This window comes from Microbulbifer maximicatervae (SeqCode) (assembly GCF_052467695.1).
The window spans coordinates 684,663-703,616 of the sequence record NZ_CP174320.1; the positions used below are offsets into that span (position 1 = coordinate 684,663).

Annotated in this window: 18 protein-coding genes; 3 read left to right on the forward strand and 15 right to left on the reverse strand. The window is 52.5% G+C overall.

The features are described from left to right. Positions 1–29: 29 nt before the first annotated feature. Entirely contained in the window at positions 30–917 is an 888-nt protein-coding gene (locus ACJJI8_RS02935; protein ID WP_413663377.1) for a carbon-nitrogen hydrolase, read from the reverse strand. 58 nt (positions 918–975) lie between these two features. After that, positions 976–2,010 (reverse strand): agmatine deiminase family protein, encoded by a 1,035-nt coding sequence (locus ACJJI8_RS02940; RefSeq protein WP_444934215.1) that lies wholly within the window; start codon positions 2,008–2,010, stop codon positions 976–978. Between the two features lie 475 nt (positions 2,011–2,485). On the opposite strand from ACJJI8_RS02940, the gene ACJJI8_RS02945 reads away from it, so the two are divergent. Then, positions 2,486–2,803: a DMT family transporter gene (locus ACJJI8_RS02945; RefSeq protein WP_108734565.1), complete on the forward strand. Its 318-nt coding sequence runs from the start codon at positions 2,486–2,488 to the stop codon at positions 2,801–2,803. A 39-nt stretch (positions 2,804–2,842) separates the two neighbouring features. Here ACJJI8_RS02945 and rsgA read toward each other — a convergent pair whose 3' ends face one another. Beyond that, the gene (gene rsgA / locus ACJJI8_RS02950; RefSeq protein WP_444934216.1) at positions 2,843–3,961 is read right to left on the reverse strand and encodes a ribosome small subunit-dependent GTPase A; all 1,119 of its coding nucleotides are present in this window, start codon (positions 3,959–3,961) and stop codon (positions 2,843–2,845) included. A 590-nt stretch (positions 3,962–4,551) separates the two neighbouring features. On the opposite strand from rsgA, the gene pulA reads away from it, so the two are divergent. Continuing rightward, positions 4,552–7,878, forward strand: coding sequence for a pullulanase-type alpha-1,6-glucosidase (gene pulA, locus ACJJI8_RS02955; protein ID WP_444934217.1), 3,327 nt, complete (start codon positions 4,552–4,554; stop codon positions 7,876–7,878). 151 nt (positions 7,879–8,029) lie between these two features. After that, entirely contained in the window at positions 8,030–9,304 is a 1,275-nt protein-coding gene (locus ACJJI8_RS02960; protein WP_444934218.1) for an amidohydrolase family protein, read from the forward strand. A gap of 125 nt (positions 9,305–9,429) precedes the next feature. On the opposite strand, the gene ribA is transcribed toward ACJJI8_RS02960, so the two are convergent. The 12 genes from ribA to ACJJI8_RS03020 all read right to left on the reverse strand — a co-directional run bounded on the left by ribA (position 9,430) and on the right by ACJJI8_RS03020 (position 18,873). After that, a complete protein-coding gene (gene ribA / locus ACJJI8_RS02965; protein ID WP_108734569.1) occupies positions 9,430–10,047 on the reverse strand; it encodes a GTP cyclohydrolase II in 618 nt (205 codons plus the stop codon). 17 nt (positions 10,048–10,064) lie between these two features. After that, positions 10,065–10,700 (reverse strand): retropepsin-like aspartic protease family protein, encoded by a 636-nt coding sequence (locus ACJJI8_RS02970; RefSeq protein ID WP_444915485.1) that lies wholly within the window; start codon positions 10,698–10,700, stop codon positions 10,065–10,067. A gap of 18 nt (positions 10,701–10,718) precedes the next feature. Beyond that, a complete protein-coding gene (locus tag ACJJI8_RS02975; protein WP_444934219.1) occupies positions 10,719–11,207 on the reverse strand; it encodes a phosphatidylglycerophosphatase A family protein in 489 nt (162 codons plus the stop codon). Between the two features lie 42 nt (positions 11,208–11,249). Further along, positions 11,250–12,191 (reverse strand): thiamine-phosphate kinase, encoded by a 942-nt coding sequence (thiL, locus tag ACJJI8_RS02980; RefSeq protein ID WP_444934220.1) that lies wholly within the window; start codon positions 12,189–12,191, stop codon positions 11,250–11,252. 10 nt (positions 12,192–12,201) lie between these two features. Continuing rightward, positions 12,202–12,645, reverse strand: coding sequence for a transcription antitermination factor NusB (gene nusB / locus ACJJI8_RS02985; RefSeq protein WP_444934221.1), 444 nt, complete (start codon positions 12,643–12,645; stop codon positions 12,202–12,204). Positions 12,646–12,714: 69 nt separating this feature from the next. Beyond that, entirely contained in the window at positions 12,715–13,185 is a 471-nt protein-coding gene (gene ribH / locus ACJJI8_RS02990; RefSeq protein ID WP_108735355.1) for a 6,7-dimethyl-8-ribityllumazine synthase, read from the reverse strand. A 77-nt stretch (positions 13,186–13,262) separates the two neighbouring features. Next, positions 13,263–14,384, reverse strand: coding sequence for a bifunctional 3,4-dihydroxy-2-butanone-4-phosphate synthase/GTP cyclohydrolase II (ribBA, locus tag ACJJI8_RS02995; RefSeq protein ID WP_413663385.1), 1,122 nt, complete (start codon positions 14,382–14,384; stop codon positions 13,263–13,265). A gap of 78 nt (positions 14,385–14,462) precedes the next feature. Beyond that, the gene (locus ACJJI8_RS03000) at positions 14,463–15,125 is read right to left on the reverse strand and encodes a riboflavin synthase (protein WP_108734575.1); all 663 of its coding nucleotides are present in this window, start codon (positions 15,123–15,125) and stop codon (positions 14,463–14,465) included. After that, positions 15,125–16,270 (reverse strand): bifunctional diaminohydroxyphosphoribosylaminopyrimidine deaminase/5-amino-6-(5-phosphoribosylamino)uracil reductase RibD, encoded by a 1,146-nt coding sequence (ribD, locus tag ACJJI8_RS03005; protein WP_444934222.1) that lies wholly within the window; start codon positions 16,268–16,270, stop codon positions 15,125–15,127. Before ribD ends, ACJJI8_RS03000 begins: the two co-directional genes overlap by 1 nt. After that, entirely contained in the window at positions 16,267–16,734 is a 468-nt protein-coding gene (gene nrdR / locus ACJJI8_RS03010) for a transcriptional regulator NrdR (protein ID WP_108734577.1), read from the reverse strand. Before nrdR ends, ribD begins: the two co-directional genes overlap by 4 nt. A 153-nt stretch (positions 16,735–16,887) precedes the next feature. Next, a complete protein-coding gene (gene glyA / locus ACJJI8_RS03015) occupies positions 16,888–18,156 on the reverse strand; it encodes a serine hydroxymethyltransferase (protein ID WP_108734578.1) in 1,269 nt (422 codons plus the stop codon). 219 nt (positions 18,157–18,375) lie between these two features. Further along, positions 18,376–18,873, reverse strand: coding sequence for a porin family protein (locus tag ACJJI8_RS03020; protein ID WP_444896051.1), 498 nt, complete (start codon positions 18,871–18,873; stop codon positions 18,376–18,378). Positions 18,874–18,954 lie beyond the last annotated feature (81 nt).

The window sequence follows — 18,954 nt, forward strand, 5'->3', positions numbered from 1 at the left end:
GAAATCTGGCAGACCCAAACTATCAACTCTTAATCACGGTAAATTTTCGTTAAGTCTTGGTAATGATCGACACGTCTATCTCGCAAGTATGGCCAAATACGACGTACTTGTTCACTTTTCTCCATATCTATATTCGCAATTAGTATCTCACCATCACTTTCACTTGCACAGGCAAGTAGCTCGCCCTGTGGACCACAGATAAAGCTATTACCCCAGAAATCAATGCCGGCAGAACTTCCACTGGAATCACTTTCATGGCCCACACGATTACAACTAATAACTGGTACGCCATTCGCTACCGCGTGGGACCTTTGTACAATTTTCCAGGCTTCAAGTTGCCGTTGCTGCTCAGCCGCATCATCGCGCGGGTCCCATCCAATTGCGGTTGGGTAAATCAGTAATTCTGCTCCAGCCATTGCCATCAGTCGGGCAGCTTCAGGAAACCATTGATCCCAACAAACCAATATGCCCAACTTGCCAATACTCGTATCTATAACTTCAAAGCCCAAATCACCAGGCGTGAAATAAAATTTTTCGTAAAATCCCGGATCGTCCGGAATATGCATTTTTCGATACTTTCCGGCAATAGAGCCATTTTTATCCAATACCACTGCAGTATTGTGATAAATACCTGCAGCACGCTTTTCAAATAAAGAGGTCACTATGACCACGCCGAGTTCTTTTGCAAGCCTTCCAAAATAATCCGTACTGGGTCCAGGGATCGTCTCAGCTAAATCGAATAAACTCACATCTTCTGACTGACAAAAATATAGGCTACGATGCAACTCCTGCAGCACTACCAAATCAGCACCTTCACTCGCTGCGGCACGTATTCCCTGAGTTGACCTATCAATATTTTGTTGGCAATCAACAGTGTTATCTTGCTGAACAAGTGCCACTTTAACTATGTTACTCATTAATAAATTCGCTAGATTGTTTAATTTTAGATTAGATGCAAAAAATTTTTTTTAACGCCTAATTAGCCAAGAGGTTTTTCGGCAGCTGCATAGTTAAACAATGCAAACTACCGAACTGTTCGATAATGGGCCGGCAATTAACCGCAACTATCTGATGCTCCGGAAATGCCATCTGGAGAGTTTGTAACGCCTCAGTATCTTCTTCAACATCATATACAGGAGCTAGTACCGCATCATTGATAATTAGAAAGTTGGCATAAGTGGCAGGTAAACGCTCGCCACTTGCATTTGCTTGTCCGCTAGGCCATGGTAATTCCAGCAAATTAAATGGTTTCCCATCAAGCGAGCGCATTTGTACTAAACTCTGCTTCATTTTCTCAAGTTCATCAAAAAAACGATAACCACTTTCATTACAGCCCTGATAGACAATAGTTTGGCCAGGTGCGAACCGTGCAAGAGTGTCGATATGACTATCTGTATCATCGCCCTCTAATGCGCCATGATCCAGCCATAGAATATTCTTTGCACCTAACTCAGTTTTTAGCAGTCCCTCGATATCCGCTCTTGTCATGCGGTGGTTACGATTTTTATTTAGCAGACAGCGCTCAGTCGTTAAAAGGTTGCCCTTTTCATCAATATCTATTGCTCCACCTTCAAGAACGACGTCAATTTTCCGCCAATTACAGATACCCAATTGCTTAAACATTTCCTGGTTAATCTGATTGTCTAAATCAGCCGGGTATTTGCTTCCCCATCCATTAAACGTAAAATCGAGAGCAACAACTTCTCCTTGGCTGTTCACTACTGAAATTGGGCCATGATCTCTCGCCCAACTATCATTTGTGGCAACAACAACAAACTGAATATTTTGAATTATTACATTAGCCACATGTAATAGCTGGCTAATATGTTTTTTTAAAACCTCATCATGACAAACGACTACCAGTTTTTGTCGAGCAGTTATAGCTTCGCAAATAGAAACATAAACCGCTTCTACTTCGCTTAGTATCGGCTTCCAATCAGTATCCGCATGAGGCCAAGTGAGCATTATTGCATCTTGCTTTGCCCATTCAGGTGGCAATCTATTTGACATAAGTTTTAATTACTTTATCTGATAGTTATTTTAAATTTACAGGGGTATTGAACCAGCACCAAATGATAATAATTATCATTACAATAATATAGAAAAATTCATTTCGCGCAAGTTTGGGCTCGGATTTAAATAGACTTTCGCACAGTTTTATCGTTTTCCTGATTTCATCTGGAAAACAATGCAAAGCCCTCTCAGTAAAGATTTTATTTATTTAGCATGCTCCAACTTCCTCCGAAACAATGCACTTGGCAATGTAACTAATAGATTGCGTTTTAAGAGCTCAAACAGGTCCGGCTGCACTTTGAGATTAATTACTGGATGGGAGCGAGGCACAGCTATCCACCTGACTTTCAATAAAGCTATCTCAGCTATTCTCAACTATATCTGTTCTAATACGGGAAAGACTTGTTTACTGACATGTCAACATTGATTTCTCCGCTAGAAGCAAATCGCCGAGTCTCTTTAAAGGAATATCATGGCCTGGTTCTACTTAATACTCGCCGGACTATGCGAAATTGGTTGGGTGCTGGGACTGAAAATTTCACAGGGCAGTAACACCCGCCTTCTGGGTGTGGTTATGGCTGTGGTATTTATTGGGGTCAGTGGATTTCTTCTGTGGCTGGCGCAGCGAGAGATACCTATTGGTACTTCCTATGCGGTCTGGACAGGAATTGGTGCCGCCGGAGCCTTTGCGGTAGGAGTGCTGTTCTTTGGAGACTCCACCAGCCTTGGACGCTACCTGGGAGTTTTGCTCATTATCTTAGGCGTTGTCACGTTAAAACTCTCTCATTAATTGAGAAGCACCCGGGAAAATTCCCGGGCGCCAGTTCTATTAATCCTCTGAATATTTGTGTTTACGTGCCTGGTTTTGCACAGATCGATACATCTGGGATAGCGCTCTCTCCCCTGCCCGTTTCTGCGCGAGAGTTTGACCGTTACGGCTTAGTTCCTGTTGCAGTTTTTGCCAATTGCGCAAGCGCCGATCATCCAACGAACCGCCCGTTATTGCCTCTTGTACCGCACAGCCTGGCTCTGACTGGTGCTGGCAGTCAGAGAAGCGACACTCTCTGGACAAGGCCTCAATATCAGAAAAAGTCTCCGCCACGCCATCTTCAACATGCACCAACCCCAGCTCCCGCATTCCAGGGCTATCGAGTAACAGCGCTCCCCAACTCAGGGAGTGAAGAGAGCGTTTCCGTGTAGTGTGACGCCCTTTACTATCGGCTTCGCGAATGGTCCCAGTCTCAGCCAGGGGTTCGCCATACAGCGCATTTAGCAAAGTGGATTTACCCACTCCAGAAGAACCTAACAGCGCGATAGTTTCCCCAGGTAAGCACCACTGGCGCAGCTGTGCCACGCTTTCTCGATCCAGGCTATTTACCATTGCAGCGGGTAATTCGCCGAATGGACGCAATGCCTGAAGAAAAGGGGCTGTATCTTCACACAGATCGGTCTTAGTCAGTATCAGGTGTGGGCTGCAACCAGACTCCCGAGCCAGAGCCAAATAGCGCTCAATACGTGAGAGGTTAAAGTCATCATTCAGGGAGGAAACAATAAAAACACTATCGACATTGGCGGCGATCATCTGCACCTGATGCCCCCCAGGTGCCATGCGCTCAAACTGGCTGCTGCGGCTCAACAAACGCACGAAATATCCACTGCTCTTCTCTAACAACAGCCAATCCCCCACTGCGGGCAAATTAGCCACAAGACTCCCGGTTAGCGGAAGGGACACAGCCCCCTGCTCGCCGGCCAACTCCAGGCGACTGCGGTGTACAGCCATAACCCGCAGCGGCAAACACTGCTCGAGTTCTTCGAGCGTCAGCTGCTGTTGGAAAAAAGGCTTCCAACCGAGTTTTTGCAGCGGAGAAGCTTCCCGCTCAATTTTGATAGATGGGGATTTAGTGCCGAATCTATTAACAGACCGGCGGGTAAAGCGAGATTTACTCAAGATTGAAACCCTCTGGGCGCAATAAAGCACCAAGCGACCGCACATGCGCGGCCAACAGAGCTTTCTCAGGGAAAGCCCGACGTCTAGGAATCTATCGCCGGGCGTGGGCAGCTGGAGGCTGCTACTGGACCCGACGGAGGGTTGCAACAATCATCAATCATCCTCCGCAGTCATTGAGTTCTGGATTCCGCCAAAGTACCTGGCGGGTTATGGGCAAATTAGCACTACCCGGGGATAGGAGCAAGGATAATCCCGGGAAGCCTCTTAGTAATTGCCCCGCCATAAAAAGCAAAGCCGGCAAAAGCCGGCCTTCGAATCCGATTACAGCGAGTGCATCACCTTTCTCGACTCACCATAACCCGATCAGCTGAGTATAGATCCGGCTTTTTCTTTCGCCATCGCGTTTACTCGAGAAGCATCTTCTCCTGCGGGTATTTCCACCAAGTGACGAATCTATAAAGGTTTTATGACACCCCCAACCACCTCCCCCAGACCTCCACCTCCTCGGGGTGGGAGGCCGTCAATGCGTGACTGCGATTCAATACCAACTGAGAGAACCGCAACAAGTACAACAAAAAATGGGAAGCGCTATGCCAACAACAAAATTTACAGGGCCCGGCACAAAGGCCGGGCTGATTCTGGGGGCAGTCTTCTGCTCCATCCAAATACCGGTGTGGGCATCTGACACACCAGACCCCACAGAGGTCAATATTCCCGGCAACCTACAAAGCCAACTGGGCTGCGATGGCGACTGGCAACCAGGTTGTGTCGCCACCCTGCTCAGCTATGACAGCGAAGACGACAAATGGCAAGGCAACTTTTGGATACCCGCCGGCAACTGGGAGTACAAAGCCGCTCTCAACAACAGCTGGGATGAAAATTATGGCTGGGGCGGCCAGCGGGACGGCGGTAATATTTCCCTTAGCCTGGATGAGGCCCGCGAAGTTAAATTTATCTACGACCACGAGAGTCACTGGATCGCCGACAACCACAATAGCGTGGTCGCTACTGTAGCCGGCAACTTCCAATCCCTGCTGGGGTGCCCGGGAGACTGGCAACCCGGTTGCCTGCGCAGCTGGATGCAGGATGCCGATGGAGATGGCACCTACACCTTTATCACCTCAGCACTGCCTGCCGGTTCCTATGAATTCAAGGTAGCCTTGCACGAAGGCTGGGAGGAGAGCTACGGAAACAATGGAGCTAACGTCAGCTTTACCGTGGCTGCCGATTACGACGAAATCTACTTTGCTTTTGACTCGAATAGTAAAGAAGTCACCGTCAGTAGTGATGGCTTCGCCAAGGGTGACCTGAGCAGCGATAAAGCTCACTGGGTGGATACCAGCAGCTTTGCCTGGGATATCCAGGTGCAGGAAGGTATCGAGGTTAAATTGCACTACAGCAACAGCGCCGAGCTAAAACTGGAGGACGGTGATATCCGTTCCGATGGCACCATCGATCTCACCCCTCTCGCCACCCTGCCCGACAGCGCCCAACAAAAATTCCCGCACCTGGCCAGTTTCAGTGCCTGGCAATTGCCGGGGCAGGCTTCCACTAGTGATCTGGTAACCCAGCAACTCGCCCTCGCCGCTTACGATGCGGAGGGCACGTTACTGGATGCGACTGGTGTGCAGATGGCAGGCGCGCTCGATGATCGCTTTTACTACGACGGTGAACTCGGTGCCCGTGTCGGCGAGGAGAATATCCAGCTCGATCTTTGGGCTCCCACCGCACGGGCAGTAAAACTGCACCTGTTTACAGACTCCAGCAGCGACAGCGCCGATCAGGTGGTATCCATGCTGCGCGATGAATCTACCGGGGTTTGGAGTGCCGATATCGACAAGCAGTGGGACCGCAGTTTTTATCTCTATGAGGTCGAGGTGTACTCCTACTTCAGCCGTCAGATTGAAACCAACCTGGTCACCGACCCCTACTCCCTGAGTCTCTCCATCAATAGCGGCAAAAGCCAGATCGTCAACCTGGATGACCGGGACCTGAAGCCGCGCGGTTGGGATCGTCTGCGCAAGCCCAAGTTAACCCAGCCGGAAGACATCAGTATCTACGAGCTGCATGTGCGCGATTTCAGTATTGCGGATCAAACTGTCCCCGAAGCAGAGCGCGGCACCTTCAAGGCTTTCACCCGCAAGCACAGCGACGGCATGCGCCACCTCAATAAACTGGCCCACGCCGGCCTCACCCATATCCACTTGCTGCCGGCCTTTGACTTTGCCACAGTCAATGAGGATCGCACCCAGCAGCAGCAAACCCCGGACCTCTCAGACTACGCGCCGGACAGCAGCGAGCAGCAGGCCCAGGTAGATGCTATTCGCGATACCGATGGCTTTAACTGGGGCTACGATCCATTGCACTACACGGTCCCCGAAGGCAGCTATAGCAGCGCTCCCGATGGACCTGCGCGCATTCGCGAATTCCGTCAAATGGTGCAAGGGCTATCCCACTCCGGCCTGCGACTGGTGATGGACGTGGTTTACAACCACACCAGCTCCTATGGCCAATACGACAACTCCGTACTCGATAAAATCGTCCCCGGCTATTACCATCGCCGCAATCTGGAGGGTGGTGTGGAAATGAGCAGCTGCTGCGCCAATACCGCCAGTGAGCACGCCATGATGGAAAAGCTGATGATCGATTCCCTGGTCACCTGGGCCCGGGCCTATAAGGTGGACAGCTTCCGTTTCGATCTGATGGGACATCACAGCCTCGACAATATCCTCAAGGCGCAAGCGGCATTGCAATCACTGACCCCGGCAGCCGATGGTGTCGACGGCAAAGCTATCTACCTGTACGGCGAGGGCTGGAATTTTGGCGAAGTGGCTGACGATGCTCGCTTTGTACAGGCCCGCCAGGGCAATATGGCCGGCAGCGGTGTCGGCACCTTTAACGATCGCCTGCGCGATTCCGTGCGTGGCGGCAACCCCTTTGGAGGTTTTGAGGAGCAGGGCTTTGGTACCGGTCTGTTCACCGACAGCAACGGTAAGTTTGAGGGAGAAGATGAGCGTGCCACACTGCTAACCCTGGCAGATAAAGTCCGCGTTTCCCTCGCCGGCAACCTGGCGGATTATCCTTTTGAAGATGCCAACGGCAATATCATTACCGGCAGCGAGCTGGTCTATAACGGCCAGCCCACCGGCTATACCGCCGACCCGCAGGAATCCATTAATTATATTGCCGCCCACGACAACGAGACGCTGTTCGACGGAGTACAGATCAAAGCCAGTGACAGCGCCGACTTGGCTGAACGAGTGCGTATCCAGGCATTCAGTAATTCCCTGGTTCTGTTCGCCCAGGGAGTGCCGTTTATCCACGCAGGCCAGGATTTCCTGCGCTCAAAGTCGATGGATCGGGACAGTTACAACTCCGGTGACTGGTTTAATGCACTGGACTTCAGCCTCGCCACCGATAATTGGGCTGCGGGTTTACCTATCGCAGATAAAAATGAAGATAACTGGTCCCTGATGCAACCTTTACTGGCAAACCCGGAATTGGCTCCCGAGCGCCGGCACCGCTTGTGGAGCTCTGCTCTATTCCGCGAGCAGCTGGCGATTCGCAACAGCTCTCCCCTGTTCCGCTTGTCTGATGCAGAGTCCGTAGAAGCACATCTCAATTTCCTCAACACCGGACCCGACCAGATTCCTGGGCTGATTGTGATGGAGTTATCCGATTCCAGTGGCAGCATCGATCGCCGCTTTGAACGTATTGTGGTGCTGTTTAATGGCGATGACGAATCATTGGAATTTACCAGCGAAAACCTTATTGGTGAGTACCTGTTCAAGCACCCACGTCAGCGCCGATCAGTAGACTCACGCCTGCACAAAGTAAAATTTGATAGGAGCAGCGGCACCTTTACTCTGCCCGGCCGAACTACCGCAGTATTTGTGCAGCCACGCCGTAGATATTAATTCTTCATAAATTTTAAAAGGCCGGATTTTCCGGCCTTTTTTTCATTTTTTAGAAACTATTTCCCGGCTCTAACCAAGTAATCAACTCGCAATTGTCATATTCCGCAGATTGATTTAGCGTGTACCTAAATAATAAATAGGTGTACAAATCATGAAGCGTCTCCTTCTCTGCGGCATCGCAACTCTTCTCTCATCCGCGACACTGGCAAAAACTACTGTTATCCATGCAGGCACACTCCTCGCCGTTCCCGGTGAGAAACCTTTGCAAGAGCAAAGTGTAATTATCGAGGACGGCAAGATCAGTGCTGTCAGATCCGGTTATGTAAGCCCGGATAACGCTGAAGTCATTGATCTTAAGAATAGTTTCGTAATGCCGGGCTTAATGGATATGCACGTGCATTTACAAGGTGAGCTGGGCCCTAAAAATGATACCGAGGCTCTCAAGATGTCCATGCCGCTGACCCAGATGCGCTCGCAAATGTTTGCCATGCGAACCCTGGAGTCTGGTTTTACCACTGTGCGCGATGCTGGTAACAGTGGTGAAGAAATGTATGCGATGCGCGATGCGATCAATAAAGGTTGGGTAGATGGCCCGCGAATTGTTGCAGCCGGCAGGGTGGGAATAACTGGTGGCCACGCAGATATCAGCGGGGTCAGTCCAGAGCTAATGGAGCTGCATGATGACAAGACCAAAACTGTATGCGACGGCCCCTACGAGTGCCGACGCGCGACCCGCCATGCGATCAAATATGGTGCTGACTTTATCAAGATTACCTCTACCGGTGGTGTGCTCACCGATCGCGCTACCGGAACTGGTCAGCAGATGGAAATGGATGAGTTAAAAGAGGTGGTCCTTGCAGCCAAACGTATGGGCCGCAAGGTGGCCAGCCACGCGCACCAGGAAGAAGGCATTATCGCCGCACTGGAGGCTGGTGTAGACAGTATTGAGCACGGCACCTACGCAGGTCCCCGCGCCCATAAGCTATTTAAAGAAACCGGCGCTTATCTGGTTCCGACACTTCTCGCCGGCGATACCGTGGTACAGCTGGCAAAAAATACCGATGTCTTATCTGAGGCTCAGAAGGAAAAAGCCATTCGTGTTGGCACAGACATGCGCGGCAATTTCCGTAAAGCGGTCAATGCCGGAGTAAAAATTGCTTTCGGTACCGACTCAGGTGTATCCGAGCACGGCATCAATGCCCGCGAGGCGGTACTGATGAGTGAAGCCGGTATGGACAATATGGCCATCCTGCAATCCGCTACCGTTAACGCCGCCGACCTGATCGATATGAGCGATTCACTGGGCACCATTGAGTCCGGTAAGTATGCCGATATTATCGCCACCGATGGCTCGCCACTGGATAATATCGATGAGCTTTTAGATGTGGATTTTGTGATGAAAGGGGGCAAGGTCTTTAAGAATTAAAAGGCTCTGAATAGTTTAAAAGCGAAATTAAAATATTCGAACCCAGTTTTAATTAATTTCTACAAAATAAAAAAGGCCGGATAACTCCGGCCTTTTTTATTGGGGTGCTTAAAGAAAAGTGAAAGTTAGTTTTCCTCTTTTCCTTCTTCATCCTCATTTTCGATCAAGTGACCAAGTTTGCCTTTTTTGGTGGACAAATACTTGGCATTGTGGGGATTACGTCCGGACTGGTGCGGCAGACGCTCAGTCACATTGATGCCCAAGTCCTCCAGCGCTTTTACCTTACGCGGGTTATTGGTCATCAAGCGAATGGCATGAATACCCAGGTGTTCGATCATTGCTTTCAGAATTGAGTAATCCCGCATATCGGCGCCAAAGCCCAACTGCTCATTGGCTTCCACCGTATCCGCACCACAATCCTGCAAGTGGTAAGCGCGAATCTTATTTAACAGACCGATACCGCGGCCCTCCTGGCGGAGATAGAAAATAGCTCCACGCCCCTCCATCGCTATGCGATGCATCGCATGTTGTAGCTGGGCACCACAATCACAGCGCAGGGAGAAAAGTGCATCCCCGGTCAGGCACTCAGAATGAATACGGGCCAACAGAGGCTCTTCGGTATCGAAGTCACCCATGGTGAGCACTACGTGCTCTTTTCCGGTTTCCACTTCCTCGAAACCGTGCATCTCAAACATACCCCAAGAGGTGGGCAGTTTTGAGGATTCCACAAAACGAATGGTCAACTTAATACCTCTTTAAATCAGTGTCGGGCGCGCAGTAGCAGCACACCGCCCTGCTGTTCCATATCAACCCGACTGAGAAAACTATTGCCGAGAAGCACTACGCTGGGAAAATCATCGGAGTGTACAGTCGCATCAACATTGTGAAGCTTGATTCCGCCAATGGTTACACTGTTCAAGCTCACTTTGTAAGCCCTGGTAACTCCATTGGCAGTGGAAACCCGTATTTCTTGTGCAGTATCCAAATTCAAACCGAGACGGCGAGCGGTGGGATAATTGAAGGCAATGCTGGTAGCACCGGTATCCACCATCATCGGCACTCTCATGCCATTAACCCAGGCATCCGTCATGTAATGACCCCGGCTATCAGCGGAAAGCCGTACTTCAGCTTTTGCCGCCTTGGCAAAACTGGTTGCGATAGGAGCCGCCAAGGTCAGCTTTTGCTCCTGCCCGGCAACACTGATCCGCGCATAACGAGTAGTTGCCTCCAGTAGGGTGACGCCCTCTGGGGATTTTTGTCCAGCCTTAAGGATTTTCTGGCGGCCATCAATCTCCAGCATGGCGCTATCGCCAAACAGGCCTTTTAGCTGCACCTGCTGTGCATTGACATTCAGTGCAAATAAAAAGCTAACTATAAATACAAAATAGCTGCGCATTGATCTTCCCTATCCAACCTAGACACCCAGTACCCATGCGGTTAATTGCAGCACCAGTGACGCGTAAACGGCGGCCAGTATATCGTCGAGCATAATTCCAACGCCACCTTGCACCTTGCGATCAGCCCAACCAATGGGCGGGGGCTTGGCAATATCAAATATCCGGAAGAGGACAAAACCGTATAGCGCCCAAGCCCAACCTGCAGGAGCCATAAACATGGTGAGCCAGTAGCCCACCATTTCATCCCAAACAATACCGCCGTGATCGTGAACTCCCATTTTCTTGGCAGCTGCACCACATAGATAGCAACCTACCACACCGGTAACAAACACAATGGCCAGATACCAGAATGGAGGCAAATCCTTCATCAACCACCAAAAAGGAATCGCTGCCAGGGTACCAAACGTACCCGGCGCTTTGGGTGCCAGCCCAGAGCCGAGCCCAAATGCCAACAGAAGAGTGGGATCGCGCAACAGCTGGGAAAATGTCGGGTTGTTAATGCTCATGTTATTGAATTCTCACAAAGGCACTATGGTCTACACAGTGACTTAAAAGTGCCTATAGCCTGGCGATTGAGCAACCCAGGGGTTCCCGTGATAGGAGCAGCGTACCTGCGGCCCCCCCTCAACGAGTTTCCCTATGGGTGTGAAACCCAACAGACGAACTTGATCAACAGCGGCTGCCGGTGCAGTAAAACAGAGCTGATAGTCATCCCCTCCACAGGCCGCCAGCTCTACGGCAGTATCAGCTGCCAATCGATTGGCCAGGGGTGCTATGGGCAGAGATTCCAGGTTTATTTCTGCTGCCACACCGCTCGCTTTGCAGATATGGCCCAGATCCCCCAATAATCCGTCGGAAATATCCAACGCACTGGTAGCAATGCCTGCAATCGCGTTGGCAGTTTCTAATTGCGGCTCGGGAAAATAGAAAACCTGCTCCGCTTCCCGCCGCACTGACTCAGTCACATTCCGCTCTGCCAAAACAACGGGCAGGGCTGCTGCGGCAGCGCCCAGTGGGCCGCTCACATAAATATTGTCGCCGACAGAAGCGCCATCCCGCCGGAGGGGCTTTTCGGTATGGCCGATCACCTGAATCGTAATGGACAAGGGGCCTGCGGTGGTGTCACCACCCACAAGGGAAACCCCAAACTTGCCAGCAGTTTCCAGCAGGCCACTGGCGAATTTCTCCAGCCAAACGGCGTCGCTATCGGGTAAGGTCAGGGCAAGGGTAAACCAGAGGGGGCGGGCATTCATTGCCGCCAGATCACTGATATTCACACGCAGTGCACGGCTCGCAACCATGAATGGGTCAGCACCTGCGGGGAAGTGACGACCTGCTACCAGGGTGTCCATAGAAGTGGCCAGCTGCCCGCTGACAGGTGCTTGCAATAGCGCGCAGTCATCGCCAATCCCAAGGGCTACACCTTTGCCCTGGGGAGCGCGGGCGAAGTAATCGCGGATGATCTCAAACTCCCCAGGCGCTTTAGACATAATTGCTGGCTCAGCCCTTCTTGTCTGCGGCTACCTCTGCCGAGCGCAGGTCCGCAGCGGTCTTATCCAAAATGCCATTGATAAACTTGAAGGCATCGGTGGGACCAAATTTTTTCGCCAGTGCCACCGCCTCATTAATGACAACCTTGTAAGGCACATCGATACGGTTTTTCAGCTCGTAAGTGGCCATGCGCAACAGCGAGCGGGATACAGGGTCCAGATCTTCCACTTTGCGATCCAGGTGCGACGTGTAAGCGCCCTCTACCTCATCAAGGTTTTTCGCTACGCCGTGGAAAATATCACGAAAATATTCCACGTCGGTTTTGCTCATATCATTATCGGCGTGAAACTCGGCCTCAATGGAATTAAGGCTGGCGCCGGCCATCTGCCACTGATAGAGCGCCTGCATGGCGTAGTGACGTGCCTTACGGCGGGCGGATGCAGTTACGGTCATTGTCTTTTCCGGTAGATACTTCACAGAATGGGCTGCACCGACACACCTTTTGTGCCGGCGCGCCGGCAATTAAATCTTGCCGAGTAGGGAAACCATTTCCAGGGCGGTTTCGGCGGCTTCACAACCTTTGTTGCCAGCCTTGGTGCCTGAGCGTTCAATAGCCTGCTCAATGGAGTCCACTGTCAGCACGCCAAAGGTGACGGGAATACCAGTATTCATGGATACCTGAGCCAGGCCTTTGGTGCACTCGCCAGCCACATACTCAAAGTGCGGGGTGCCACCACGGATAACCGCACCCAGGGCAATAATGGCATCGAACTTTTTAGTCTCAGCCAACTTCTGTGCCGCCAGGGGAAATTCGAATGCGCCCGGGGCGTAGTAGATAGTGATATCTTCATCCTTGATACCCTTGCGGCGCAGGGTGTCCAGTGCACCATCCTTTAGGCTTTCAACCACAAAGCTGTTCCAGCGGCTCACCAACAGTGCGTATTTGCCCGTACTGCCGACAAAGTCCCCTTCGATCACTTGAATATTGCTCATAATTTTCAATCCGTATTTCTTGTCCATCGCCGCCGCTATCAGGACAGTAGCGGCGCTTCAGTATTGTTACTCTTTTACTAGGGTTGCGGCGCTTCCACGTTCAGGTATTCCTCTACCTCCAGGTCAAACCCGGAAATAGCACTGAATTTGAACGGTGCGCTCATCAGGCGCATTTTGCGCACCTTGAGATCCCGCAGAATTTGCGAACCGGTACCTACCTGTTTGTACACCAGGTCCTGGCTGGGGCGCTGTTGCTTGCCGCTGATCAGCCAATCAATACTCTCTTCGATTTCTTCGGTGGTTTCGTTGTGGCAGATCAGTACCACAACACCCTTGCCCTCTTCTTCAATACGCTGCATCGCGCGGCGGAAGGTCCACGGGGTGAATTTTTCATCGCCGCGCTGAATCGTAAGCACATCGCGCAGAGTATTTCCCACATGCACACGAACCAGGGTCGGTTCTTCTGGGGTGGGGTCGCCTTTAACAAAGGCAAAGTGGCGTTCGCGGCGGGCCTTATCGAGATAAGTGCGCAGTTTGAACTCACCGAACTCGGTGCGCACCTTGCGCTCATTAACGCACTCAACGGTTTTCTCATTCAGGGCGCGATAGGTAATCAGGTCGGCGATTGTGCCGATCTTCAGGTTGTGCTCTTTCGCGAACTTTTCCAGGTCCGGGCGGCGGGACATGGTGCCGTCTTCATTCATGATCTCAACAATCACCGCAGCCGCCTCAAAACCCGCCAGGCGGGCCAGGTCGCAACCGGCTTCGGTGTGGCCTGCGCGGCTTAATACACCTCCGGGCTGGGCCATAATGGGGAAGATATGGCCGGGCTGTACAATATCGCTGGGCTTGGCATTTCTGGCCACAGCGGCGCGAACCGTGCGCGCGCGATCGGCGGCGGAAATACCGGTGGTGACACCCTCTGCCGCCTCAATGGATACGGTGAAGTTGGTGCTGAACTGGGCTCCGTTGTCCCGCGACATCAGCGGCAGGTCCAACTGCTCACAGCGCTCTTTGGACATGGGCATACAAATCAGGCCACGGGCATGAGTGGCCATAAAGTTGATGTCTTCAGCGCGAATCTGCTCCGCAGCCATCACCAGGTCGCCCTCGTTCTCGCGATCTTCATCATCCATCAGGATTACCATTTTGCCCTGGCGGATATCGTCGATCAGTTCTTCAACCGTATTTAGTTCCATGGTTAACTCTGGATAAATTTATCAATTGCAAATAGAGCGGCTATCGCTGCTGTTTTCGCCGTGGTGCACGGCCCATCTTTAGCGCTTGTAAAACCCGTTCTGGGCCAAAAATTCGAGGGTCATGCCCCCACCACTAGGCTTGGCTGCCTCATCACCGAGGAGTAGCCGCTCCAAGTAGCGCGCAATCAGGTCCACTTCCAGGTTGACCCGAGTACCGGCGGTATAGCCGGCCATAATCGTTTCCTGCAACGTGTGTGGCACTATGGTGAGTTCAAACTCAGCCCCATCCACGGCATTGACCGTGAGGCTGGTGCCGTCGACGGTGATAGACCCTTTATGGGCAATATAGCGAGCCAGATTTTCCGGTGCGCGCAGGCGGAACCGCTCGGCGCGAGCCTCGGACTTGCGCCATACCACCTCGCCAATACCATCCACATGGCCGCTGACAATGTGTCCACCCAGGCGGGTCTGGGGTGTCAGTGCTTTTTCCAGATTGACCCGGTCGCCTTTTTTCCAGCGGCCCACCGTTGTCACATCCAGGGTTTCCGCAGAGACATCCGCCCAGTAACCATCACCGGGCAGGTCAACAACCGTGAGACAAACACCATTGGTGGCAATACTGTCCCCCAGTTGCACATCACCCAGATCCAGCTTACCGCTGCGCACGCGCACACGCAGGTCGCCGCCCTGGGGTTTTAACTCTGCGATCTCGCCTAAGGCTTCAATAATTCCGGTAAACATCAGCGCTCGATATCGGTTGTTGCAGTAATGCGCCAGTCGTGACCAACTGCGCGCATATCGGTAATCGTAATCGGCAGCATCGAGCCCATACGCTCGATAGGCAGTTCAAACAGCGGCCGCCCGGTGCTACCCAGCAGTTTTGGCGCCATATAAACAATTATTTCGTCGACATGGCCACGACAGAGGAATTCACCAGAGAGGGTCGCACCGCTCTCTACCAAAACTTCATTGCACTGGCGTCGCGCCAACTCCTTGAGCAGGGCGAGCAGGTCTACGCGACCTTCTTTGTCATGGGGTAAAACCACGACTTCCGCACCCGTTTTCTCAATACGCTCGCGGCGCTCGGCCTCCGCGCGCTCTGTCGTGCACACCAATGTGGGGGCATCCCCCTGTAAAATAAAGGCTCTCGCTGGGGTGCGCAGCTGGCTGTCAACAATTACTCGCAGCGGCTGCACTTCGGCGGCTCGCTCTGCGGCCAGCATTTCCAGTGCCATTTCATCGGCGCGCACATTGAGATTGGGATTGTCGAAGCGCACCGTCTCAACCCCGGTGATCACTGCACAACTGCGAGCACGCAGGCGCTGTACATCGGCGCGAGCCGCAGGGCCCGATACCCACTTTGACTCCCCACTGGCCATAGCGGTGCGCCCATCCAGGCTCATGGCGGATTTGCTTCGCACCAGGGGCAGTCCCAGGGTCATACGCTTGATAAAGCCAGGGTTTAGAGCGCGACACCTCTCTTCCAGGATGGGGCCTTCCACTTCGATCCCAGCATCGCGCAATATTTGCAATCCGGCACCGCTGACATTCGGATTCGGGTCCTGCATTCCGTAAATAACCCGGGCCACGCCGGCCTTTACCAGCGCCTCGGCACAGGGACCTGTGCGGCCGGTATGGCTGCAGGGCTCAAGAGTGACATAAACCGTAGCCCCCTGAGCCAGGTCACCGGCATCACTCAGGGCTTCGATCTCAGCGTGGGGTTCGCCGGCCCGCTTGTGCCAGCCTTCGCCGACAATATTGCCATCCCCGTCAGTAATCACACAGCCCACTCGCGGATTCGGCATAGTGGTGTAGAGACCGCGCTCTGCCAACTGAATAGCGCGGGCTATCAGTGCTTCCGCACTGTGTACAACCGTTTGACTCATTCTGTCTTCGATCCCTTACTGGTCAGGCGTTCAATCTCTTCTCTAAACTCGCTGACATCCTCAAAACGGCGATAGACAGAAGCAAAGCGCACATAGGCCACCTGGTCCAGCTCACGCAGTTGCTCCATCACCAATTCACCAATAGCACGCGCCGGCAACTCCCGTTCTCCGGTCGCCTGCAGGGCGTGTTTTATTTGAGATACCGCCGACTCCACCCGCTCAATACTCACCGGGCGCTTTTCCACAGCGCGCTGAATACCCGCGCGCAACTTGTCTTCATTAAACGGCTCGCGCTGGCCGTTTTGCTTGATCACTCGCGGCAGCAGCAGCTCCGCAGTTTCAAATGTGGTAAACCTCTCGTGGCACTCCAGGCACTCGCGCCGGCGGCGTACTTGGTCGCCCTCAGCCACCAATCGGGAATCGACTACTTTTGTTTCTTCTGCGCTGCAGAACGGACAGTGCATGTGGGATTATCCCCGGAATGGAAAATGGGCCGCAGTTTACCACAGCCGTTGCACTGTGTGACCGCAGCACGCACAGCCACAGTGCATCGCAAATTCAACAGGGACACATAAAAAAAGCGGCTCTATGAGCCGCTTTTTTGTCAGTAGTGCTGATCAGCCTTTTTTATACACAGGAAACTCTGCGCAAATACCCAGAACCTTCTGCTTCACATCGGCGATAGTTGCTTCAACATCACCTTTCTCCAGTGCATCCAGCACGTCGCAGATCCAGTGAGTGAGCTGTTGGGTTTCCTTTACACCAAAGCCGCGAGTAGTGATTGCCGGAGTGCCAACACGCAGGCCGCTGGTAATGAAAGGAGAGCGCGGATCGTTGGGTACCGCGTTCTTATTAACGGTGATGTTGGCGTTACCCAGGGCTTCATCCGCATCCTTACCGGTGTACTCTTTGCCAATCAGGTCAACCAGCATCAGGTGATCATCGGTCCCACCGGATACAATGTTGATACCGCGATCGAGGAAGGTCTCCGCCATTGCGCGGGCATTTTCCACAACCTTCTTCTGGTAGGCCTTGTATTCAGGGGTCATGGCCTCTTTGAAAGAAACCGCTTTCGCCGCGATCACATGCATCAGCGGGCCACCCTGACCACCGGGGAATACAGCGGAGTTGAGCTTCTTCTCAATTTCTTCGTTGGCGCGCGCCAGGATGATACCGCCGCGGGGGCCACGCAGGGTTTTGTGAGTAGTAGAAGTCACAACATCGGCGTGGGAGATTGGGGAGGGATACTCACCAGCGGCAACCAGGCCTGCAATGTGAGCCATATCCACAAACAGGTAAGCACCCACTTTGTCAGCGATCTCGCGGAAACGCGCCCAATCCATCACTCGGCTATAAGCAGAGAAACCAGCCACGATCATCTTCGGCTTGTGCTCAAGCGCCAGGCGTTCAACTTCCTCGTAATCCACTTCGCCAGTTTCCGGGTTCAGACCGTACTGCACTGCATTGTAGATCTTGCCGGAAAAGTTAACGCGGGCACCGTGGGTAAGGTGGCCACCGTGGGCCAGACTCATGCCCAGTACAGTGTCACCTGGGGCGCAGAGCGCCTGGTAAACAGCCGCATTAGCCTGTGACCCTGAGTGCGGTTGCACATTGGCGTAATCAGCACCAAACAGCTCCTTGGCCCGCTCAATGGCCAGGGTTTCCACTTTGTCCACGTACTCACAACCGCCGTAATAACGCTTGCCTGGATAGCCCTCGGCATACTTGTTAGTCAGGCTGCTGCCCTGAGCTTCCATTACCATTGGGCTGGTGTAGTTCTCAGAGGCGATTAACTCGATATGGTCTTCCTGACGAGAGTCTTCCTCCTGGATGGCTTCCCAAATTTCCGGGTCGTAAGAAGCTAAAGTGACAGATGAATCAAACATGGTGTTCCCTCGGTAAAGCGGGCTTGAGTAGAGGCTTGTAAAACTCGATACCACAGCGCCCAGACTTATGAGTAGGACCAAAGGCTCCCAGCGTGGGATGGCCCTACTGCTCAATGCATTCTGGGCATTTTAGAAAGGCGCGCATTGTACACCAAGGGCAGCATGAATGCGCAAATGCAGAGACGTGGCGGGACCAACCCGTCCACCTTAAAAAGACGGTCAGAATTTGTACACCACAGAGCCAGACCAGTAATTCACGTCGGACTCAATGATGGTGTAATCCAGTTCCAGGGTCGCCTCGTCGGTCAGTTTGAAACCAGCCCCGAGCCCGGCAGATGCCCCGTTATCCGAGTACTCTTTCTCCCAATTATCTATCTCCAACTCCTCATGGAGGTAGCCGATACGACCTTTCAGATAAATGTTGCCCGGGCTGCGGTAGGTGGCATAAACAGCTTGTGTTGCCAGGGAGTAGTTGTAATCGTACCAGTAGTAGTCGAACTCACCATCAATGACAGAGTCGGTGACTTCTGCCTCGAATCCCCAGCCAGAACCCCAGGTATAACCGGCTCGAATCCCCCCATTTAAAGGACTCTCCCCCCTGGCATCAACATCCAAAACACCGAAAACGCCACCGATATACGCACCCTGCCCATAAGCGGTAGCGGAACACAACAGAGCGGTAACTGCAGCCATTGCCTTGAGATTAAAGCCCACCATCTTCCCCTTAAATCTCGAAGTCTGATCAAAGGGCAGGGATTATAGGGACATGATCAATTGGCACAAGTGTTCACTTAGACA

Coding starts and splice junctions, on each gene's coding strand:
- ACJJI8_RS02935 (WP_413663377.1), bottom strand. CDS start 917: ATGAGTAACATAGTTAAAGTGGCACTTGTTCAGCAAGATAACACTGTT.
- ACJJI8_RS02940 (WP_444934215.1), bottom strand. CDS start 2,010: ATGTCAAATAGATTGCCACCTGAATGGGCAAAGCAAGATGCAATAATG.
- ACJJI8_RS02945 (WP_108734565.1), top strand. CDS start 2,486: ATGGCCTGGTTCTACTTAATACTCGCCGGACTATGCGAAATTGGTTGG.
- pulA (WP_444934217.1), top strand. CDS start 4,552: ATGCCAACAACAAAATTTACAGGGCCCGGCACAAAGGCCGGGCTGATT.
- ACJJI8_RS02960 (WP_444934218.1), top strand. CDS start 8,030: ATGAAGCGTCTCCTTCTCTGCGGCATCGCAACTCTTCTCTCATCCGCG.
- ACJJI8_RS02970 (WP_444915485.1), bottom strand. CDS start 10,700: ATGCGCAGCTATTTTGTATTTATAGTTAGCTTTTTATTTGCACTGAAT.
- ACJJI8_RS02975 (WP_444934219.1), bottom strand. CDS start 11,207: ATGAGCATTAACAACCCGACATTTTCCCAGCTGTTGCGCGATCCCACT.
- thiL (WP_444934220.1), bottom strand. CDS start 12,191: ATGTCTAAAGCGCCTGGGGAGTTTGAGATCATCCGCGATTACTTCGCC.
- nusB (WP_444934221.1), bottom strand. CDS start 12,645: ATGACCGTAACTGCATCCGCCCGCCGTAAGGCACGTCACTACGCCATG.
- ribH (WP_108735355.1), bottom strand. CDS start 13,185: ATGAGCAATATTCAAGTGATCGAAGGGGACTTTGTCGGCAGTACGGGC.
- ribBA (WP_413663385.1), bottom strand. CDS start 14,384: ATGGAACTAAATACGGTTGAAGAACTGATCGACGATATCCGCCAGGGC.
- ACJJI8_RS03000 (WP_108734575.1), bottom strand. CDS start 15,125: ATGTTTACCGGAATTATTGAAGCCTTAGGCGAGATCGCAGAGTTAAAA.
- ribD (WP_444934222.1), bottom strand. CDS start 16,270: ATGAGTCAAACGGTTGTACACAGTGCGGAAGCACTGATAGCCCGCGCT.
- nrdR (WP_108734577.1), bottom strand. CDS start 16,734: ATGCACTGTCCGTTCTGCAGCGCAGAAGAAACAAAAGTAGTCGATTCC.
- glyA (WP_108734578.1), bottom strand. CDS start 18,156: ATGTTTGATTCATCTGTCACTTTAGCTTCTTACGACCCGGAAATTTGG.
- ACJJI8_RS03020 (WP_444896051.1), bottom strand. CDS start 18,873: ATGGTGGGCTTTAATCTCAAGGCAATGGCTGCAGTTACCGCTCTGTTG.